This window comes from Methylobacterium sp. J-048, assembly GCF_022829515.1.
GTDB lineage: Bacteria > Pseudomonadota > Alphaproteobacteria > Rhizobiales > Beijerinckiaceae > Methylobacterium.
In genome coordinates this window covers 1-15,843 of sequence record NZ_JAKSYL010000254.1, presented here as the reverse complement: position 1 = coordinate 15,843, position 15,843 = coordinate 1, and the positions used below count along the sequence as shown (strand labels likewise).

At 71.1% G+C, this 15,843-nt stretch carries 17 protein-coding genes, 1 pseudogene and 1 riboswitch; of the genes and pseudogenes, 6 read left to right on the top strand and 12 right to left on the bottom strand.

The window, feature by feature from the left end:
* Positions 1 to 228: 228 nt before the first annotated feature.
* The 5 genes from hisS (at position 229) to MKL09_RS25780 (ending at position 4,927) form a co-directional block, all read left to right on the top strand.
* A complete protein-coding gene (hisS, locus tag MKL09_RS25800; RefSeq protein WP_244024868.1) occupies positions 229 to 1,779 on the top strand; it encodes a histidine--tRNA ligase in 1,551 nt (516 codons plus the stop codon).
* A 172-nt stretch (positions 1,780 to 1,951) separates the two neighbouring features.
* Positions 1,952 to 3,094, top strand: a complete 1,143-nt coding sequence (locus tag MKL09_RS25795) for an ATP phosphoribosyltransferase regulatory subunit (RefSeq protein ID WP_244024867.1) — start codon at positions 1,952 to 1,954, stop codon at positions 3,092 to 3,094.
* Positions 3,091 to 4,074 (top strand): ATP phosphoribosyltransferase, encoded by a 984-nt coding sequence (gene hisG, locus MKL09_RS25790; protein ID WP_244024866.1) that lies wholly within the window; start codon positions 3,091 to 3,093, stop codon positions 4,072 to 4,074. The genes MKL09_RS25795 and hisG overlap by 4 nt, the downstream gene beginning before the upstream one ends.
* Before the next feature lie 153 nt (positions 4,075 to 4,227).
* Positions 4,228 to 4,515, top strand: a complete 288-nt coding sequence (locus tag MKL09_RS25785; RefSeq protein ID WP_244024865.1) for a type II toxin-antitoxin system HigB family toxin — start codon at positions 4,228 to 4,230, stop codon at positions 4,513 to 4,515.
* A 4-nt stretch (positions 4,516 to 4,519) separates the two neighbouring features.
* Complete coding sequence (locus tag MKL09_RS25780) at positions 4,520 to 4,927, top strand: type II toxin-antitoxin system HigA family antitoxin (protein WP_244024864.1); 408 nt, start codon at positions 4,520 to 4,522, stop codon at positions 4,925 to 4,927.
* Positions 4,928 to 4,946: 19 nt separating this feature from the next.
* Here MKL09_RS25780 and MKL09_RS25775 read toward each other — a convergent pair whose 3' ends face one another.
* From MKL09_RS25775 to MKL09_RS25765, 3 genes are all read right to left on the bottom strand, one after another.
* A complete protein-coding gene (locus MKL09_RS25775) occupies positions 4,947 to 5,291 on the bottom strand; it encodes a lysozyme inhibitor LprI family protein (protein ID WP_244024863.1) in 345 nt (114 codons plus the stop codon).
* Positions 5,292 to 5,374: 83 nt separating this feature from the next.
* Complete coding sequence (hemJ, locus tag MKL09_RS25770; protein ID WP_244024862.1) at positions 5,375 to 5,806, bottom strand: protoporphyrinogen oxidase HemJ; 432 nt, start codon at positions 5,804 to 5,806, stop codon at positions 5,375 to 5,377.
* 3 nt (positions 5,807 to 5,809) lie between these two features.
* Positions 5,810 to 6,955: a uroporphyrinogen decarboxylase gene (locus MKL09_RS25765; RefSeq protein ID WP_244024861.1), complete on the bottom strand. Its 1,146-nt coding sequence runs from the start codon at positions 6,953 to 6,955 to the stop codon at positions 5,810 to 5,812.
* A 454-nt stretch (positions 6,956 to 7,409) separates the two neighbouring features.
* Here MKL09_RS25765 and MKL09_RS25760 point away from each other — a divergent pair, with 454 nt between their 5' ends.
* Positions 7,410 to 8,240: a pyruvate, water dikinase regulatory protein gene (locus MKL09_RS25760; protein ID WP_244024860.1), complete on the top strand. Its 831-nt coding sequence runs from the start codon at positions 7,410 to 7,412 to the stop codon at positions 8,238 to 8,240.
* 122 nt (positions 8,241 to 8,362) lie between these two features.
* Here MKL09_RS25760 and crcB read toward each other — a convergent pair whose 3' ends face one another.
* From crcB to MKL09_RS25715, 9 genes and pseudogenes are all read right to left on the bottom strand, one after another.
* Positions 8,363 to 8,737, bottom strand: coding sequence for a fluoride efflux transporter CrcB (gene crcB / locus MKL09_RS25755; protein WP_244024859.1), 375 nt, complete (start codon positions 8,735 to 8,737; stop codon positions 8,363 to 8,365).
* A 78-nt stretch (positions 8,738 to 8,815) separates the two neighbouring features.
* A riboswitch (Fluoride riboswitch) is annotated at positions 8,816 to 8,887 on the bottom strand.
* A 64-nt stretch (positions 8,888 to 8,951) separates the two neighbouring features.
* A complete protein-coding gene (locus MKL09_RS25750; RefSeq protein ID WP_244024858.1) occupies positions 8,952 to 9,461 on the bottom strand; it encodes a hypothetical protein in 510 nt (169 codons plus the stop codon).
* Between the two features lie 346 nt (positions 9,462 to 9,807).
* The gene (locus tag MKL09_RS25745; RefSeq protein ID WP_244024857.1) at positions 9,808 to 10,248 is read right to left on the bottom strand and encodes an EF-hand domain-containing protein; all 441 of its coding nucleotides are present in this window, start codon (positions 10,246 to 10,248) and stop codon (positions 9,808 to 9,810) included.
* Between the two features lie 194 nt (positions 10,249 to 10,442).
* On the bottom strand, positions 10,443 to 11,723 hold the full coding sequence (locus MKL09_RS25740; protein WP_409566989.1) for a hypothetical protein: 1,281 nt from the start codon (positions 11,721 to 11,723) through the stop codon (positions 10,443 to 10,445).
* A 302-nt stretch (positions 11,724 to 12,025) separates the two neighbouring features.
* Positions 12,026 to 12,946, bottom strand: a complete 921-nt coding sequence (locus tag MKL09_RS25735; protein WP_244024856.1) for a tetratricopeptide repeat protein — start codon at positions 12,944 to 12,946, stop codon at positions 12,026 to 12,028.
* On the bottom strand, positions 12,946 to 13,875 hold the full coding sequence (locus MKL09_RS25730) for a VWA domain-containing protein (RefSeq protein ID WP_244024855.1): 930 nt from the start codon (positions 13,873 to 13,875) through the stop codon (positions 12,946 to 12,948). Before MKL09_RS25730 ends, MKL09_RS25735 begins: the two co-directional genes overlap by 1 nt.
* A gap of 166 nt (positions 13,876 to 14,041) precedes the next feature.
* Positions 14,042 to 15,070, bottom strand: a complete 1,029-nt coding sequence (locus tag MKL09_RS25725) for a VWA domain-containing protein (RefSeq protein WP_244024854.1) — start codon at positions 15,068 to 15,070, stop codon at positions 14,042 to 14,044.
* Entirely contained in the window at positions 15,067 to 15,531 is a 465-nt protein-coding gene (locus tag MKL09_RS25720; protein ID WP_244024853.1) for a DUF4381 family protein, read from the bottom strand. The genes MKL09_RS25725 and MKL09_RS25720 overlap by 4 nt, the downstream gene beginning before the upstream one ends.
* Positions 15,532 to 15,567: 36 nt before the next feature.
* A pseudogene (locus MKL09_RS25715) lies at positions 15,568 to 15,843 on the bottom strand (DUF58 domain-containing protein); the annotation flags it as partial.

Here is a 15,843-nt window from a genome sequence, read left to right as displayed (position 1 = left end):
GAAGCGAAGCAACCCAGCGTGGCGCGGGGTCTCCGAACGTAGCGCTTCCCTGGGTCGCTTCGCTGCGCTCGCAATGACGGCGTAGGATGGACGGCCAAGTAGGCCCCCCGGAAACCGAATTCCCCTTTCTTCCGTCATGCTCTAGAGCCCGGACCAGGATCTCCGCCGTGCCGGGGACGACTCACACCGGATCCGGGCTCCGGGTCCGCGAGAAGCGAACGCGCTCACATGTCCAAGCCGGAAACCGCGAAGGCCGAAAGCCGGGCCGAAATCTTGAAACCCCGCCTGCCCCGCGGCTTCGTCGACCGCCGTGCCGACGAGATTGCCGCGCAGGGGCGGATGCTGGAGACGATCCGCAAGAGCTTCGAGCTCTACGGCTTCGAGGCCCTGGAGACCCCGTTCGTCGAGTACACCGAGGCGCTCGGCAAGTTCCTGCCCGACCTCGACCGCCCGAACGCCGGCGTGTTCTCGTTCCAGGACGACGACGAGGCCTGGCTCTCCTTGCGCTACGACCTGACCGCGCCGCTGGCCCGGTTCGTGGCCGAGCATTACGACGCCCTGCCCAAGCCCTATCGCAGCTACCGGGCCGGCTACGTGTTCCGCAACGAGAAGCCGGGGCCGGGCCGGTTCCGCCAGTTCATGCAGTTCGATGCCGACATCGTCGGCGCCGGCAGCGTCGCGGCCGATGCCGAGACCTGCATGCTGATGGCCGACACGCTGGACCGGCTCGGGCTCGGCGGCCAGTACGTGGTCAAGGTCAACAACCGCAAGGTGCTGGATGGGGTCATGGAGGCGATCGGTCTCGCAGGCCCCGACAAGGCCGGCCAGCGCCTGACCGTCCTGCGGGCGATCGACAAGCTCGACCGCCTCGGCGTCGACGGCGTGCGCGACCTGCTCGGCCCCGGCCGCAAGGACGAGAGCGGCGACTTCACCAAGGGCGCCGGCCTCGACGCCACGGCGGTGTCGCGGATCCTGGCCTACGTGTCGTTCCAGGCCGATGCCGCGGAGGGCGCCGACAAGATGGCGTTCTGGGAAAAGTTCTTTGCCGGCTGGCACGAGGCGGTGGGCGCGTCCGAGACCGGCCGCGAGGGCATCGCCGAGCTGCACGCGATCATGCGGCTCTGCGCGGCGGCCGGCTACGGCCACGACGTGATCCGGGCCGATCCGAGCGTGGTGCGCGGGCTCGAATACTATACCGGCCCGGTCTACGAGGCCGAGCTGACCTTCCCGGTCACTAACGAGGACGGCCAGACCGTGCGCTTCGGCTCGGTGGCCGGCGGCGGGCGCTACGACGGCTTGGTCGGGCGGTTCCGGGCCGAGCCGGTGCCGGCCACGGGTTTCTCGATCGGCGTCTCGCGGCTGTTCTCGGCGCTCCAGCTGGTGAAGAGCCCCCTGCTCGCCGGCACCGAGACCCCCGGCCCGGTGGTGGTGCTGGTCCTCGACCGTGAGAACATGGCCGATTACCAGCGGTTGGTTGCGCTGCTGCGGGCGGACGGGATCCGGGCCGAGCTCTATCTCGGCGCCGCCGGCATGAAGGCGCAGATGAAATACGCCGACCGCCGCCGCGCCCCGGTGGCGATCATCCAGGGCTCGAACGAGCGCCTGGCCGGCGAGATCCAAATCAAGGACCTGATCGAGGGCGCCCGCGCCGCCGAATCCATCGGCAGCAACGCCGAGTGGAAGGCCGCCCGCCCGGCGCAAGTGTCCTGCCCGGAAGCGGACATGGTCGCCCAGGTCCGCACCGTCCTGGCCCGACATTTCCCGACCACGGCCGGCTGAGTCCCGGTTTCAAAAGGTCTTCGACCTTTCGCGGGTGCGGGCAGAGCCCGCTTTACTCAGGGGCTCCGCCCCCGAACCCCTGCCAAAGGGCTGAGCCCTTTGGAAACCCGTGATCTTCGCGTGTCGCCAAGCGCTGCCGCGATTGCTAGAGAGCGCCCGCGAGGGATATGCGATGACACGACCGGAGGCCGGTGAGACGGGGGCGGGGGACGCGGCGCGGGCGCGGCTGCTCGCGCATCTGAGTGCGGCCGGCTACCGGCCGGTGACGCCCCCGGTGCTGCAGCCGGTGGAGCCGTTCCTGGAATTGTCCGGCGAGGATATCCGACGGCGGATCTTCGTCACCCAGGACGCGGCCGGGGCCGAGCTGTGCCTGCGGCCGGAATTCACGATCCCGGTCTGCCGCCTGCACCGGGCTCAGGCCGACGGCCGGGCGGCCGATTACAGCTATTGTGGCCCGGTCTTCCGGCTGGCCGCCGACGAGCCCGACGAGTTCTTCCAGGCCGGCATCGAATCGATCGGTCGCACCGACACGCCGGCCGCCGATGCCGAGGTGCTCGGGCTGGCGCTCGAGGGCCTCGCTTTGTTCGGCCGGACCGACCCGGCGGTGCGGCTCGGCGACATGGGCCTGACCGTGGCTTTGCTCGACGGGTTGGCGGTGCCGCCGGCGGCCAAGCGCCGGACCCTGCGGACGCTCGCCGCCGGGCGCTCCCTCGACGAGGTCACCAACGGCGGCGCAGACGCGCGGCCCGAGGATCCCCATGCCGGCCTGCTGGCCGCGATCCAGGGCCAGGACCCGCGGGGCGTGCGCGCCTTCGTGGAGGACGTGCTAGCCATCGCCGGCATCTCGGCGGTGGGCGGCCGTAGCGCCGGCGAGATCGCCGAGCGCTTCCTCGGCAAGGCGGCCGCGCAGGCCAATGGCGGGGCCGGGCTCAACCCCGAGAACCGCGCCGTGCTCGACCGCTACCGGGCGATCGCCGGCCATCCCGACGCCTCGGCCCGCGACCTGCGGGGGCTGGTGGCCGAGGCCGGCCTGCGCCACGACGCTCTCTCGGCCGCCCTCGACCTGTTCGAGGAGCGCACCGGTTTCATCGCGGCCCGGGGCCTGCCGATCGAGCGCTTCCGCTTCCAGGGCGGCTTCGCCCGCAACCTCGACTACTACACCGGCTTCATCTTCGAGGTGAACGAGGGGGACGGCCCGATGCTGGTCGGCGGCGGCCGCTACGATGGCCTGCTCGGGCATCTCGGCAGCCCGGCCCCCCTGCCCGCGGTGGGCTGCACCTTCTGGGTCGAGCGCGTGGCAGGAGCCGGACTATGAGCGGTTCCGAGACAAGCCTGATCCTCGCGGTTCCATCCAAGGGCCGCCTCCAGGAGAATGCCAGCGCGTTCTTCGGCCGGGCTGGCCTGCGGCTCGCCCAGGGCGCGGGCGCCCGCGACTATCGCGGCAAGCTCGTCGGCGTGCCGGGGGTCGAGGTGCGCTACCTCTCGGCCTCGGAGATCGCCGCGCAGCTCGCCTCCGGGGCGGCCCATCTCGGGGTGACCGGCGAGGACCTGATCCGCGAGACCCTGCCGGACGTGCGCGGCCAGGTCGAGCTCCTGACCCCGCTCGGCTTCGGCAACGCCACCGTGGTGGTGGCGGTGCCCCAGGCCTGGATCGACGTGCGGGCCATGTCCGATCTCGACGAGGTCGCGGCCCTGATGCGCACCCGCCACGGCCGGCGCCTGCGGGTGGCGACCAAGTACGTCAACTTGACCCGCCGGTTCTTCGCCGAGAAGGGCGTCGCCGATTACCGGATCGTCGAGAGCCTGGGCGCCACCGAGGGCGCGCCGGCGGCGGGCTCGGCCGAGATCGTGGTCGACATCACCACCACGGGCGCGACGCTCAGCGCCAACGCCCTCAAGGTGCTGGACGACGGCATCATCCTGCGCTCCGAAGCCAACCTGGTCGCGTCGCTGAAGGCCCCCTGGGGCGAGGGTCAGCGCGCGGCATTGCGCACGGTGCTCGGCCGGATCGCCGCCGAGGAGCGCGCCCGAACCACCCGGGAGGTCCGGGCGGCCCTGCCGGAGAGCGGCGCCATCGACCTCGCCACGATCGCGGGCCTGCACGAGGCCGAATTGCCCTACGGCGCCCCGCGCGGGAGCGACGGCGAGATCGTGATGCGCTGCCCCGAAGGCGCGGTGTTCGACCTCGCCGGCGCCCTGGTCGAGGCCGGCGCCCGGGCCGTCACGGTCCGGCGGGTCGACTATGCCTTCGCGGCCGAGAACTTGTTGGCGGAGCGGCTACTGGCGCGGCTTTGAGACGCCCAGCAGGTTTCGCAAAAGTGCCCCACGGTCTGCCAAGCCGATGCGGTGATGCGGCCGCTCGTGGCGAGATGGGCGGGTGATATCGCTTATTGCGATACGTGCTGCGTGTCCCTAAAATCGCGGCAGAGTCTCGCGCGATGCTGCCTCATGCACATCATCACCCAGGCCCGGATCTGGGCGGCGAAGAAGCGGTGGCCGCAAGCCGCGAGCGCCCTCGACGCCTGGTACAGGTTGATGAAGGTATCCGAGCCGAGCGACTTCGCCGGCATGAAAGCGCTGTTTCCGGCAACCGACAAGGTCGGCCGTTTTCATGTGTTCGACATCGGCGGCAATAAAATACGACTCATCGCCGTGGTACAATACAAGTTCAAGAAAGTTTATATCCAAGCGATCATGGATCACGCCGATTACGACACGGGCAGATGGAAGGCGTAAGACAATGCGTCCGCTAGTCAAGGAAGCCGCCGAGCATTGGCCCCATGTCGCGCCGTTGCTCACCATGCCGACCAACCAGAAGGATTACGATCGGCTGGTTCAGGCGATGGATCAGATCCTGGCCCTCGTCGGCGAGGATGAGGATCATCCTCTGGCGCTTCTGGCGTCTCGGATGGGCGACTTGATCGAAGCCTATGACGAGGCCCATCGACCCATACCGCAGGTCACGGGCGCGGCGGTGCTCCGCGCCATCATGGATGAGCGGGGTCTCAGCCAGGGCGACCTGCCGGAGGTGGGCACCCAATCCGTGCTCTCCGAGATCCTGAGCGGGAAGCGGCAGATCAATCTCCGCCAAGCCAAGGCGCTGAGTGAGCGCTTCGCCTTCCCGGCTGCAGTGTTTCTCGGGTTGTGATGCGTTTCTGGGAGAACCGTCACTGCGGCCCCTGCTTGGCGAATTCCGACAGCACCCCGCGCAACACCTTGAGCCGGGTCTCGTAGAGGCCGCGCAGGCAGGTCACGTTGGGCCCGCAGGCATGGCGCTCCTTGAGCCAGGTTTCTTGGTCGTCGCGCAGCTTGGTCTGGCCGCCCATGGGCAGGACGTCCTTCAGGATGGCGAAGCGGGTCGCCATCTCGACATCCATGTCGTTGAGGGGAAGGTGGGCGCAGATCGCCGTCTCGTCGGGGGTCTCGGCCTTGTCGCAGGCGAAGCTCGCGGCCCGGGCGGGGGCGGCGGTGAGGAGAGCCAGCGGCAGCAGGAGCGCGAGAAGCTTGGTCATGGCCCCCAACGGCCCGGGTCGGCGAAAGGCTCCGGCGGTGCCGTTGGCGTGGTGAATCGCAGCCGGGTCACAGGATCCCGGGATCAGAGGCCCGGCTTGACCACCGCCAGGATGACGATGCCGATCATCAGGAGCGTCGGTACCTCGTTGAGCACCCGGTAGAACTTGTGCCCGCGGGTGTTCCGGTCGGCCGCGAAATCCTTGACCATCCGGGCGAGCCAGCCGTGGATGCCCGACATCGCCAGCACCAGCAAAAATTTCGCCTGGAGCCAGGGGCTCGCGTAGTAGCCGCTCATCCAGGCCAGCGTCAGCCCGAACGCCCAGGTGGCGATCAGGGCGGGGTTCATGATCGCCTTGAGCAGGCGGCGCTCCATCACCTTGAAGGTCGCGGCCTGCGCCTCGGAGCCCGACGGCAGGCTCGCGTGGTAGACGAACAGCCGGGGCAGGTAGAGCATGCCCGCCATCCAGGCGATCAGGCTGATGACGTGCCCGGCCTTGAGCCAATCGTAGAGCACGGCCTACCTGCGCAGCCGCGCGAGCATGCGCTCGACATGGGCGACCGGCGTCTGCGGGGTGATGCCGTGGCCGAGGTTGAACACGTGCGGCAGGCCCGCGGTCGCCTCCAGCACCGCATCGACCCCGGCATCGAGGGCGTCGCCGCCGGCGATCAGCGTGTCGGGATGCAGGTTGCCCTGGGTCACCATCGAGGCCGGGATCTGCCGGCGCAGGGCCTTCAGGTCCACCGCCCAGTCGACCCCGACCGCGTCGGCCCCGGTCTCCGGCACCACCCGGGCATGGCCATCGAGGCCCGAGCCGCGGGCGAACACGATGATCTTGGCGCCCGGCACCCTTTCCCGGACACCGGCGATCATCCGGGCGATCGGCCTCAGCGACCAGCGGGTCAGCGCGTCGATGGTTGCGCCGTTCGGCAGGGCGCTCTCGGTCACGTCGCCGACCGGCTCGACGACGTCCCCGGAGGCCGGGACGGCCCGCGGCAGGGTGCCGGCATGGGATTCGAAGATCTGCACCGCGTCGGCGCCGGCCTCGAGCTGGCGGACGAGATACGCGGTCTGCACCGTGACGAGGCGGTCGATCAGGCTGTCGACCAGGGCCGTGTCACCCTCGGCGAGCGCCCGGGCGGGGGCGAGGTCCGAAGTGCCGCGGCCGCCGATCATGTAGCTCGCCACCGTCCAGGGCGCGCCGCAGAAGCCGAGCAGGGTGGTCTCGCCCGGCAATTCGGCACGCAACCGCTTCACCGTTTCGAAGACCGGCGCCAGGTGCGAAAAAATCGCCGGATCGCCCGCCTCGCGCAGCCGCTCGAAGGCGTCGCGGCCGTCGAGCGGATCGAGGCGCGGCCCCTCCCCTTCGACGAAGCGCACGTCCTGGCCCAGCGCATGGGGGACGACCAGGATGTCCGAGAACAGGATCGCGGCGTCGAAGCCGAAGCGCCGGATCGGCTGGAGCGTCACCTCGACGGCGAAGTCCGGGTTGTAGCAGAGGTCGAGGAAGGAGCCGGCCTCTGCCCGGCTCGCCCGGTATTCCGGCAGATAGCGGCCGGCCTGGCGCATCATCCAGGCGGGGGGCGGTCCGATCGCCTCGCCCTCGAGGACGCGCAGAACCTTGCGTTCGGACTTGCGCTCCGTCCCCGTCATCGTCGCTCCCATTCCGTCCCCGTCATCCCGCATGCCCGTCGGCGGGCGTCCTGTCGAGTCGAGGCGCGCCGGATCCCCACACAGGCCCCTCTCGAAAAGAAAAGAGAGATTCTAGGACTCTGTTTTTTCTATTGGGGGGCCTCAACACGGTGGTGCAAGCGGGTCCACAGGCCGTCCCCGCCGCCGCGCCGTTAACGAGGCTTTAAAGGATTCGCTCCATGTTGCGAGAACGGCCAAGTCCAACAGCGGCTTGCGAACGCCGAGTCCGGTACGCAACCCTGTTGCGTCCCGGATTCTCCCAGGCGCCCGGATTCCGCGTGCCCGTATGGCGGACCTGTGAACGGCGGAGTCGATAACGCGCGGCTCCTTCGCCCTGGACCTGCCCGAAGCCGCATCCTATCCACACTCATCGACTCCCCTGGCGGCCGGTTGTGGATAACGCGCCCGGCGAGACGAAGGCGACCGGATGGGCCGCAGCTACTTCCACCTCCACCTCGTCTCCGACTCCACCGGCGAGACGCTGATCAATGTCGGGCGGGCGGCGGCCGCGCAGTACGAGGGCGTCTCGGCGATCGAGCACGTCTATCCGCTGGTGCGCTCGGCGGCGCAGCTCGACCGGGTAATCTCGGAGATCCGGGCGGCGCCGGGCCTCGTGCTCTACACCCTGGTGGGCGGCGATCTCGGCGAGCGGCTGGAAGAAGTCGCCCGGGAGACCGGCTCGCCCTGCCTGTCGGTGCTGCGACCGGTCCACGACCTGCTGCGTGCCTATCTCGGCGCCGAGACCACGGCCCGGCCGGGGGCCCAGCACATGCTCAACGCCGAGTATTTCAAGCGCATCGACGCGATGAACTTCACCCTGGCCCATGACGACGGCAACCTGCCCGAGGATCTGGAGCAGGCCGACGTGATCCTGCTCGGGGTCAGCCGGACCTCGAAGACGCCGACCTCGATCTACCTGGCCAATCGCGGGCTCAAGACCACCAACCTGCCGCTGGTGCCGGGCATGCCGCTGCCGCCGGCGATCGAGCGGGCCCGCAAGCCCCTGGTGGTCGGCCTGTTCGCCTCGCCGGAACGGATCGTGCAGATCCGCCAGAACCGGCTGTCGAGCCTCAACGCCGACGAGTCCTCGATGTATGTCGACCGCTCGGCGGTGGCCGACGAGATCACCATGTCCCGCCGGCTGTTCACCAAGAACCGCTGGCCGACCATCGACGTGACCCGCCGCTCGATCGAGGAGACCGCCGCGGCGATCGTCGACCTGTACCGCGACCACCGCCTGAAGTTCATCGCGGACTGAGACAAGTCCGGATCCCAAAGCGCAAGCCCTTTGGCGGGGTTCAGGGGCGGAGCCCCTGAGACACCCCAGGGCTCTGCCCTGGACCCGCAAAAGGTCGACGACCTTTTGAAACCATGACTTTTTCAGAGCGCGCGGATCAGGGCCATGCCGGCGATGAGCCCGAGCAGGCCGCCCGCCACCGAGACCGCCACGTAGAGGGCGGCCATGGCCGGCTCGCCGCGCTGGTACAGGCTGATCGCGTCCAGCGAGAAGGTCGAGAAGGTGGTGAAGCCGCCCAGCACCCCGGTGGTCAGGAACAGCCGCGCCGGATGTCCGGCCGCTCCGCGCAGGGCGAAACTCTCGACCAGCACGCCCATGAGGAACGAGCCGAGCACGTTGATGATCAGCGTGGCGAGGGGAAACCCGAAGCCCGGAAGCAGCCGGGTCACGGCGACGTTGATCCCGTGGCGGATGCCGCCGCCGAGCCCGGCCCCGAGGATGACGATGACGGTGTTCATGCCGGCCCTTCCTGTTCGGTCGGGCGGCCCGGTCGCGGCGTCGGCGCACGGCCCCACCGCGGACATCCGGAGCGCGCCCGTTCGGTAGGAGCCATCAGCCCGGCATGGCGCGCCGGGCGGTTATCGGGGAGCTCCATCCCCATCCCGGGCAGCCTTAGCGCAGGATGGGGATGAGGGGAATCCGGTTTCCCCTGCCTGATCACGCGAGTCGAGGCTATTGCACCGTCGCGAAGTGGCTGCGCTGCTCGATCTGGGCGGCGTAGAAATCCTCCACGACCTCCCGGACGACCTCGGCCAGCTCGGTGCCGCGGTGCTCGTCGAGATGGATGTCGCTGCCGACGCTGCGGCCGCTGGCGGCGCCGGTCGCGCCCGGGACGAGGCGCTCGTTGTAGCGCTGGTTCAGGCCCGAGACCGAGATGTAGTTGCTGCCGCCGAGCTCGGGCCCGTACTTGATCTTGATCTTCTGCTCGGTGTCGGTCCCGCGCAGCTTCGCGCACAGGCTGATGAAGTTGTCCTGGTCGATCTTGGCCTCAAGGCCGGTGATGCTGCCGTGGACGTTGTCCTCCTCGTTGAGGACTTCGGCCATCAGGTTCAGGACCCCGACCACCGGCTCGAGGGCGCGGGTGCCCTCCTCCAAGAGCTTGCGGCGAAAATCGTTGCTGCGGGCATCGGCATCCTGCAGCCGGGCGCGGAACCGGTCCTTAATGTCGTTGGCGCGGATCATGACGCTCCTCCCTGATGTTCGTTATGAGGCTTCGTTGTTCAGGGATCGAAGACTACGAAGTGAAATCAGGTGACGCAAGACTGTGCAAAATATTGATGCCTGATGAGAACTTGAGCCGTTGCACAGGAATAGTACGTGCCCAGACACTGTGCAGCGGCATGGAATCATCGTCCCGAAAGGGGGGCTTCCGGGAACAGAGGATGCGTCGTCGAAGATCGCGCGTGCGTCCCGGAACCGATATCCGGGACGCACGCGCGGCCGGACTTAGAGCACCTCACAAAACTCCCGGTTCCCGGGAGTCCTCCCTCTGCACGCGATGGTGCCGCGGGAGTTTGGTGAGAGGCTCTTATTTCAGGAGTTGCAGCAGGCTCCGGCCGGCCGGAGTCTTCAGCTCCTTGGCGTCGAGCTTGCCGTCGCCCTCGGGATCAGCGGCCTTGAAGCGGCTCTCGACCAGGGCGAGGTACTCCTTGCGGTCGAGGGTGCCGTCGGAATCGGTGTCGGCGGCCTTCAGGTCCTTCTTGCTGAGCCGGCCCTTCAGCTCCTTGGCGTCGACGCTGCCGTCCTTGTCGGTCTCGGCGGCGTCGAAGACCTTTCCGGCCGCCGCCTGGGCTTCGGCCAGGTCGATGGTCCCGTCATGATCGGTATCGACCGCCTTCAACGTGCGCTCGGTGCCGGAGGCGCGGGCGAAGGCCGGACCCGCCACTGCCGGCAGGACGAGGGCGAGGGCCACCGCGCAGGCGGCCAGACGAGCGGAGTTGTGCCGGGTCGGATACAGGGATCGAAGCATGCGCGAAATCTCCGTCGGAGCATCATCCCGAAAGGCGGGCGCCGGCTTTCGGGACACGATGATGCAAAACCAGGGACCGGGCGCCGCGCCGCGGATCCGGGACGCGGCGCGCGATCGGCGCCGGCAGCCCAAACCGCCGCGAAGCCGCCCGTTCCCGGGAAGCCGTTCACAAGGTGCCGAACGGCGATGACGGATCAGCGCGCCGGGCCGTCGAGCGGGGCCAACCGATCCGGCCCGGGCGCGGCGGCGACGAATTCGAACCGCGACAGGGCGTGGGCCAGGGCCGGCAGGTCCGGAACGGGGGCGCCGGTGGTGCCGAACACCGCCCGGTCGAGGGCGGCGAGCGGGGCGGCGAGATCGGGGCGCGCCTGCCAGGTCCGCGCGAGCTCCGGTGCCTCTCGGCGGGCCGCCTCCAAGACGGCGCGGAACCCGGCCGGATCGCCCGCACGGGCGGCCCGCTTCAGGGCCCGGCGGCTGGCGGCGGACAGGCGCAGGCGCGGTCGGCCCGTGCCGTAGCCGATCAGCGCCAGCCCCAGCCCGAAAGCCGCGAGCGCCGCGGCGGCGGCCACCAGCGGCGACGGGACCGGGGGCGGCGCGCGGTCGCCCTCGCGGTCGGGCAGGCCGCCGCCGATCTGCCGGGCCGGGATCTCGGCCTCGCGCATGGTGCGGGTGTTGGTGTCGAACCACGGGATCGCGATGGCGTCGAGGGGGATCACCTCGGGCACGCCGGGCTTCACGTCCCACTGGTAGGTCGCCCGGGCCACGGGACCCGAGGGCGTCAGCAGGGTCTCGCGGGTGACCGGGCCGGCGAAGGTGAGGATGCCGCGGGTGCGCATCACCGGCCGGGGCGGCAGGCCCTCGGCGACCATGCCCTGGACCTCCAGGGTGACGATCCGCCGTGTGGTCTCGCCGAGCTTCACGGTCTCGGGGTCGGGGCTCCAGGAATCGGTGACCGCCACGTCGCCGGCCGGCAGCCACCAGGGTTCCTTGACGTCCGGGCCGCCGCCGGAGGCGGTCCAGGCCGCCACCGGGAACGGGATCGGCTTCGAACGGACCTCGACCACCCGCCGCTCGCCGACATCGTTGACCGTAAGCCTATGGGTGAAGGGCTCGATGACGAACTCGCCCGCATGGTGCGGGAACACCGCCACGGTGCGGTCGAACGCGATGGCGCTCTGGCCGTCCGGGAGCTTGGTCTTGCTCCAATGATCCCGGCCGAGCTGCGTCCAGGAAAAGTTCGCGAGCGAGGGCTGGACGACCTCCTCCAGCAGGATCGGCTGCTTGTAGACTCCGCGAATCTTCAGCAGCACCATCTCGCGGGCGAAGGGTGCGCTGTTGCCGTTGAACTCCGCGGTGACCGTGAGGGTCAGGTCGCCGGGTTCGATCTCGGCCCGGGCCGGGAGGGGCGCGAGGAGCGCGAGGGCCAGGAGCAGGATGTGCCTGTCTCGTCCCAGACTGCCGGCGACGATGGTCACACCACGCGTGGCGCAGGCCGCGACGCGCCCCCTCTCCCGTGCGGGAGAGGGTTGGGGTGAGGGACCAGGTTTCTCCGGAGAGGTCGCATCCCTCACCCTGTCCCTCTCCCGCACGGGAGAGGGGACCCGCGCTTCGTCCGAAGACGCATGCGTCCGGTGGTTGCGACGGAGAGAAGCGTCATATCCGAAATGGTCGCGCTGCCCCTCTCCCCCCCTGCTGCGCAGGGTACCCTCCCCCGCAGAGGGGGGAGGGAGGACGCGCGTCGGGCCTGCAAAGACGTGCCCCAAAGTCCCAAAGAAAATCACCACGGATTGCTCCCGGCCGGGATGGCGGTGCCGGCCTCGACCCGGCGGGTCTGCTCGGCGCGCAGGCGCAGCTTGAGGAAACGGCCGGGATCGTCCGGCAGGGTCTGGAGCCAGAGCCGGTCCGGGCGGATCTCGTGGGCCTCGAAGCTCTTGGTCACCCGGCGGACCTCGCGCTCGGGGGCCTCCGCGACCATGGCGGCGCCCCCGCCGGTGCGGCCGCGCCCGGCGGCGTCGCCGGCGGAGCCCCGGGCCTGGCCCTTGCCGGCATCGATCGATTGTTGCTCGGCCTTGCCCCGGCGGGCGACCTTGCTGTTGCCGGGCAGCGACGCGCTGGCGTTGGATTCCTTGTTGCCGGCCAGGCCCTCGCCACTGGAGGCGGCGTTGATGTCGTTGTTCTGGTCCTGGTTGCTTGTGTTGTTGTAGCGGGCGCCATACTGCGCCGTGCCGTTGGCGATGCCGCCGCCGGGGCCGCGGTCGATCACCTCGGCCTGCATTCGGGCGACCAGCGAGCGGTTGGCCTGCGCGTCGGCGTCGCGCGGGTCGAAGCGCAGGGCCTCGTCGTAGGCGGCGAGCGCGCCGTCGAGGTCGCCCGCGCGAGCCAGGGCGTTGCCGAGATTGTAGCTCGCCCGCCGCCCGCCGGTGCGGAACAGCGCGATCGCCGCGTCGTAGCGGCCGGCCTGGTACAGGGCGGCGGCGCGCCAGGCCGGATCGACGATCAGGTCGGCGGCGAGCCCGGGCAGGCCGAGCGCCATCAGCAGCCGCCCGAGCCCGGTGCGGGGCTGCGAGACGGCGAGCAGGGCCACGAGGCCGAGCCCGGCCAGCGCCAGCCCGGCCATTCGGGCCAACCGCCGCCAGCCGGGGGGCAGGCCGGCGCGGATCGGGACAGCGAGGCCGACCTTCGGAAGGAACCGCTCCATCACGCGCTCCTGCGGAACAGGGCCAGGGCCGGCAAAGCCGCGAGCAGCAGCAGCCAGCGGCCGAGATCCGCGTAGGCCAGCACGCCGTAGCCGCCGGCGGCGAGGTGCTGAGCGGTGCCGGTCCCGACCGCATCGAGCACCGGGCCGGGCTCGGCGATATCGGCGACGCGGCCGCCGCCGGCCCGCACCAGGGCGTCGAGGGCGGCCCGGTCGGGCTTCGGCGCGCCCGGCGGCAGCGGCTTGTCGGCCGGGACGAACAGGGCCTGGAGGCGCCAGCCGCGGTCGGCGAGCGCCCGGGCTTCCCGCTCGGCCGCCGCGCCGATGCCGTCGCCGTCGGTGATCAGCACCACGTCGGCCGCGACCACGTCGGCCTCCGCGAGGGTGCGGCGGGCCAGCGCCAGGCCGCGCTCGGGATGGCTGCCGCGATCCGGCACGGTGTCGGCGTCGAGGGCGAACAGGGTTGTGCCAAAACTGTCCCGGTCGGTGGTCGGCGAGGCGGCGAGGTAGGCGTCGCCGGCATAGACGACGAGGGACACCGACCGGGTGCCGGCGGCCTCGGCGATCGCGGCGGCGGCCTGCCGGACGCCCTGGAGGTTGCCGCCCTCCGTGACCGAACGGGACAGGTCCAGGACGATCACGGTCTCGTCGAGGTTGCGGAAGGTTGCAGTATCCTGGCGCTCCAAAGCGGGTCCGGTCAGCGCCAGCGCGATCGCCCCGGCGGCCAGGGCGGCGGCCCGGTTCGCCTGGCGCCGTCCGCCGAGCACGGCGCCGGTGCGGGCGAGATGGGCCATCAGCGCCGGATCGACCGCCCGCTCCCAATTGCCGAGCGGCGCCGCACGCCAGGCGGCGCGGAGCGCCAGCAGGGCCACGACCGGGATCGCCAGGAACCACCAGGGGCGTAGGATCGCGAAGGCGTCGAGGGCGCTCATGCGGGCTGTCCTCCCGCCCGCATCCTCATCCTGAGGTGCCGGTGCGCAGCGGAGGCCTCGAAGGAGGTCTCCAGGGATCGCGCGGCCGGCTGGAGCGCTCCTTCGAGGCCGCTGACGCGGCACCTCAGGATGAGGGTGTGGGTTGGGGAGGCCGCGTTCGGACGCATCACGCCCCCCTCCGGGTCGCCAGCAGGGCCGCGGCGGCGGCCAGCGCCAGGGCGGCGGGCCAGGGCCAGAGATCCCGGCGCAGCGGCAGCGGTGGGGCCAGGGCACGGCCGCCCTCCAGGCGGTCGATGGCGTCGGCGACCCGGACGAGGTCCTCGGAGGTGCGGACCCGGAACGCCTCGCCGCCGCTGGCCTGGGCCATGTCGCGCAGGGTCTCGGTGTCGACCACGTCCTGCTCGCCGTCGGCATCGGCCATGTCCCGGGGACCGAGGGCGATCGTGTAGACCTTGATGCCGAGCTCCTTGGCCAGGGCGGCCACGTCCTTGGGGGCGGTCTGGCCGGCATTGTTGGCGCCGTCCGAGAGCAGGATCACCGCCTTCGCCCAGGGCGCCGCTGCGCCGTCGGTGCGCGTCTCGGGGTCCTTCGGGTCGAGCCGGCGCAGGGCCAAGCCGAGCCCGTCGCCGATGCCGGTCGAGCGGCCGCTGATGCCGATGGTCGCCTCGTCGAGGGCGCGGGCGACCGCGGCGGTGTCGAAGCTCGGGGCGGCAGCCACGTAGGCCTGGTCGGCGAAGATCACCAGCCCGATCCGGTCCCCGGCCCGGCGCCGGATGAAGTCGGTGCCGAGGCGCTTGACCGCGGTGAGGCGATTCACGGTCTCGCCGTCCAGCGAAAAATCGCGCCGCTCCATCGAGCCGGACAGGTCCATGGCGATCATGATCTCGCGCCCGGAAGCCGGCAGCGCGGCTGCCGGCATCACCAGGCGGGGGCCGGACAGGGCGATCACGAGCGCCCCCCACAGGGTCCAGACCAGGGCGGCGCGGCGGCGGCCCCGGGCGGCGAGGTCGGCGCCGGAGCGCGCGGTGCCGACCAGGGTCCCGGGCACCAGCAGGGCGCCGCTGCCCCCCTCCCGCTCGGCCGGCAACAGGCGCGCCGCAAGCAGCGGCAGCGGCAAAGCGAGCAGGAGCCAGGGCGCCGCGAGGTCGAAGGCCGAGAGCTGCGCCGTGAGCCAGGCGGGGAGGAGGCCGCTCATGTCCGCAACCGTCCGATCAGGCGGCCGAGCTCGGCGTCGAGCCCGTCGAGGTCGGGCGTCTGGCGCCGGTAGAGCCCGTCGGCCAGGACCCGGCCGGGTCCGCGCGTGAAGACATCGGTGGCCAGGAGCGTGTCGAGGCGGGTCGCCCAGGCCGCGCCGGTCTCCCGGGCGGCGGCGTCCCCCGCGAGCGTCCGGGCGAGACGGCGCAGCAGGCGGGCCTGGGCCACGAGCCGCGCCTCCGGGGCGAGGCTCCGCGTCCCGGCGAGTTCGGCGAGCGCGGCCCGGCGCAGGCTCGCCCGCGCCCGGCCACGCCAATAGCGGACGAGCCCGACCAGCAGGGCGGCGCAGAAGCCCAGGGCGGCCGCCGCGACGATCTCGCCCTGCACCGCCCCGGCGGCGCCCCCGGGCAGGTGCAGGCCGCGGAGCTGGTCGAGGGTCGGGGCGACCTCAGCGGGGTTCATTGCGCCGCGTCCGGACGATGGGGACGTGGTCCGGCCTCACAGCACCGCATCGAGGCGCTCCATCAGCGGCGCGTAGGCCTCGGGGCCGGCCTCGACGTCGAGGCGCACTCCGGCGATGCCCCGGCGGGCATAGTCGGCAAGCCGGGCCTCGGCGGTCTCGCCCGGCAGCGCTGCGGGAAGCGCGGTCCCGCGCCGGCCATCCGCCAGGGCGAAGGGATAGAAGCCCGGCGGCCGGGTGCGCTCGAAGGCATCGCTCACCAGGATCAGCCGGATCGCGACCCGCTCGGCCAGCAGGGTCAGCGTCTCGTCGAA

What these genes read in the sequence shown, in the direction of transcription:
- MKL09_RS25725 (WP_244024854.1), bottom strand. Translation starts at nt 15,070, where the DNA reads ATGAGCGGCCTCCTCCCCGCCTGGCTCACGGCGCAGCTCTCGGCCTTC.
- MKL09_RS25780 (WP_244024864.1), top strand. Translation starts at nt 4,520, where the DNA reads ATGCGTCCGCTAGTCAAGGAAGCCGCCGAGCATTGGCCCCATGTCGCG.
- MKL09_RS25730 (WP_244024855.1), bottom strand. Translation starts at nt 13,875, where the DNA reads ATGAGCGCCCTCGACGCCTTCGCGATCCTACGCCCCTGGTGGTTCCTG.
- MKL09_RS25775 (WP_244024863.1), bottom strand. Translation starts at nt 5,291, where the DNA reads ATGACCAAGCTTCTCGCGCTCCTGCTGCCGCTGGCTCTCCTCACCGCC.
- MKL09_RS25750 (WP_244024858.1), bottom strand. Translation starts at nt 9,461, where the DNA reads ATGATCCGCGCCAACGACATTAAGGACCGGTTCCGCGCCCGGCTGCAG.
- MKL09_RS25745 (WP_244024857.1), bottom strand. Translation starts at nt 10,248, where the DNA reads ATGCTTCGATCCCTGTATCCGACCCGGCACAACTCCGCTCGTCTGGCC.
- hisS (WP_244024868.1), top strand. Translation starts at nt 229, where the DNA reads ATGTCCAAGCCGGAAACCGCGAAGGCCGAAAGCCGGGCCGAAATCTTG.
- MKL09_RS25720 (WP_244024853.1), bottom strand. Translation starts at nt 15,531, where the DNA reads ATGAACCCCGCTGAGGTCGCCCCGACCCTCGACCAGCTCCGCGGCCTG.
- MKL09_RS25735 (WP_244024856.1), bottom strand. Translation starts at nt 12,946, where the DNA reads ATGGAGCGGTTCCTTCCGAAGGTCGGCCTCGCTGTCCCGATCCGCGCC.
- MKL09_RS25760 (WP_244024860.1), top strand. Translation starts at nt 7,410, where the DNA reads ATGGGCCGCAGCTACTTCCACCTCCACCTCGTCTCCGACTCCACCGGC.
- MKL09_RS25785 (WP_244024865.1), top strand. Translation starts at nt 4,228, where the DNA reads ATGCACATCATCACCCAGGCCCGGATCTGGGCGGCGAAGAAGCGGTGG.
- hisG (WP_244024866.1), top strand. Translation starts at nt 3,091, where the DNA reads ATGAGCGGTTCCGAGACAAGCCTGATCCTCGCGGTTCCATCCAAGGGC.
- MKL09_RS25765 (WP_244024861.1), bottom strand. Translation starts at nt 6,955, where the DNA reads ATGGGAGCGACGATGACGGGGACGGAGCGCAAGTCCGAACGCAAGGTT.
- MKL09_RS25795 (WP_244024867.1), top strand. Translation starts at nt 1,952, where the DNA reads ATGACACGACCGGAGGCCGGTGAGACGGGGGCGGGGGACGCGGCGCGG.
- crcB (WP_244024859.1), bottom strand. Translation starts at nt 8,737, where the DNA reads ATGAACACCGTCATCGTCATCCTCGGGGCCGGGCTCGGCGGCGGCATC.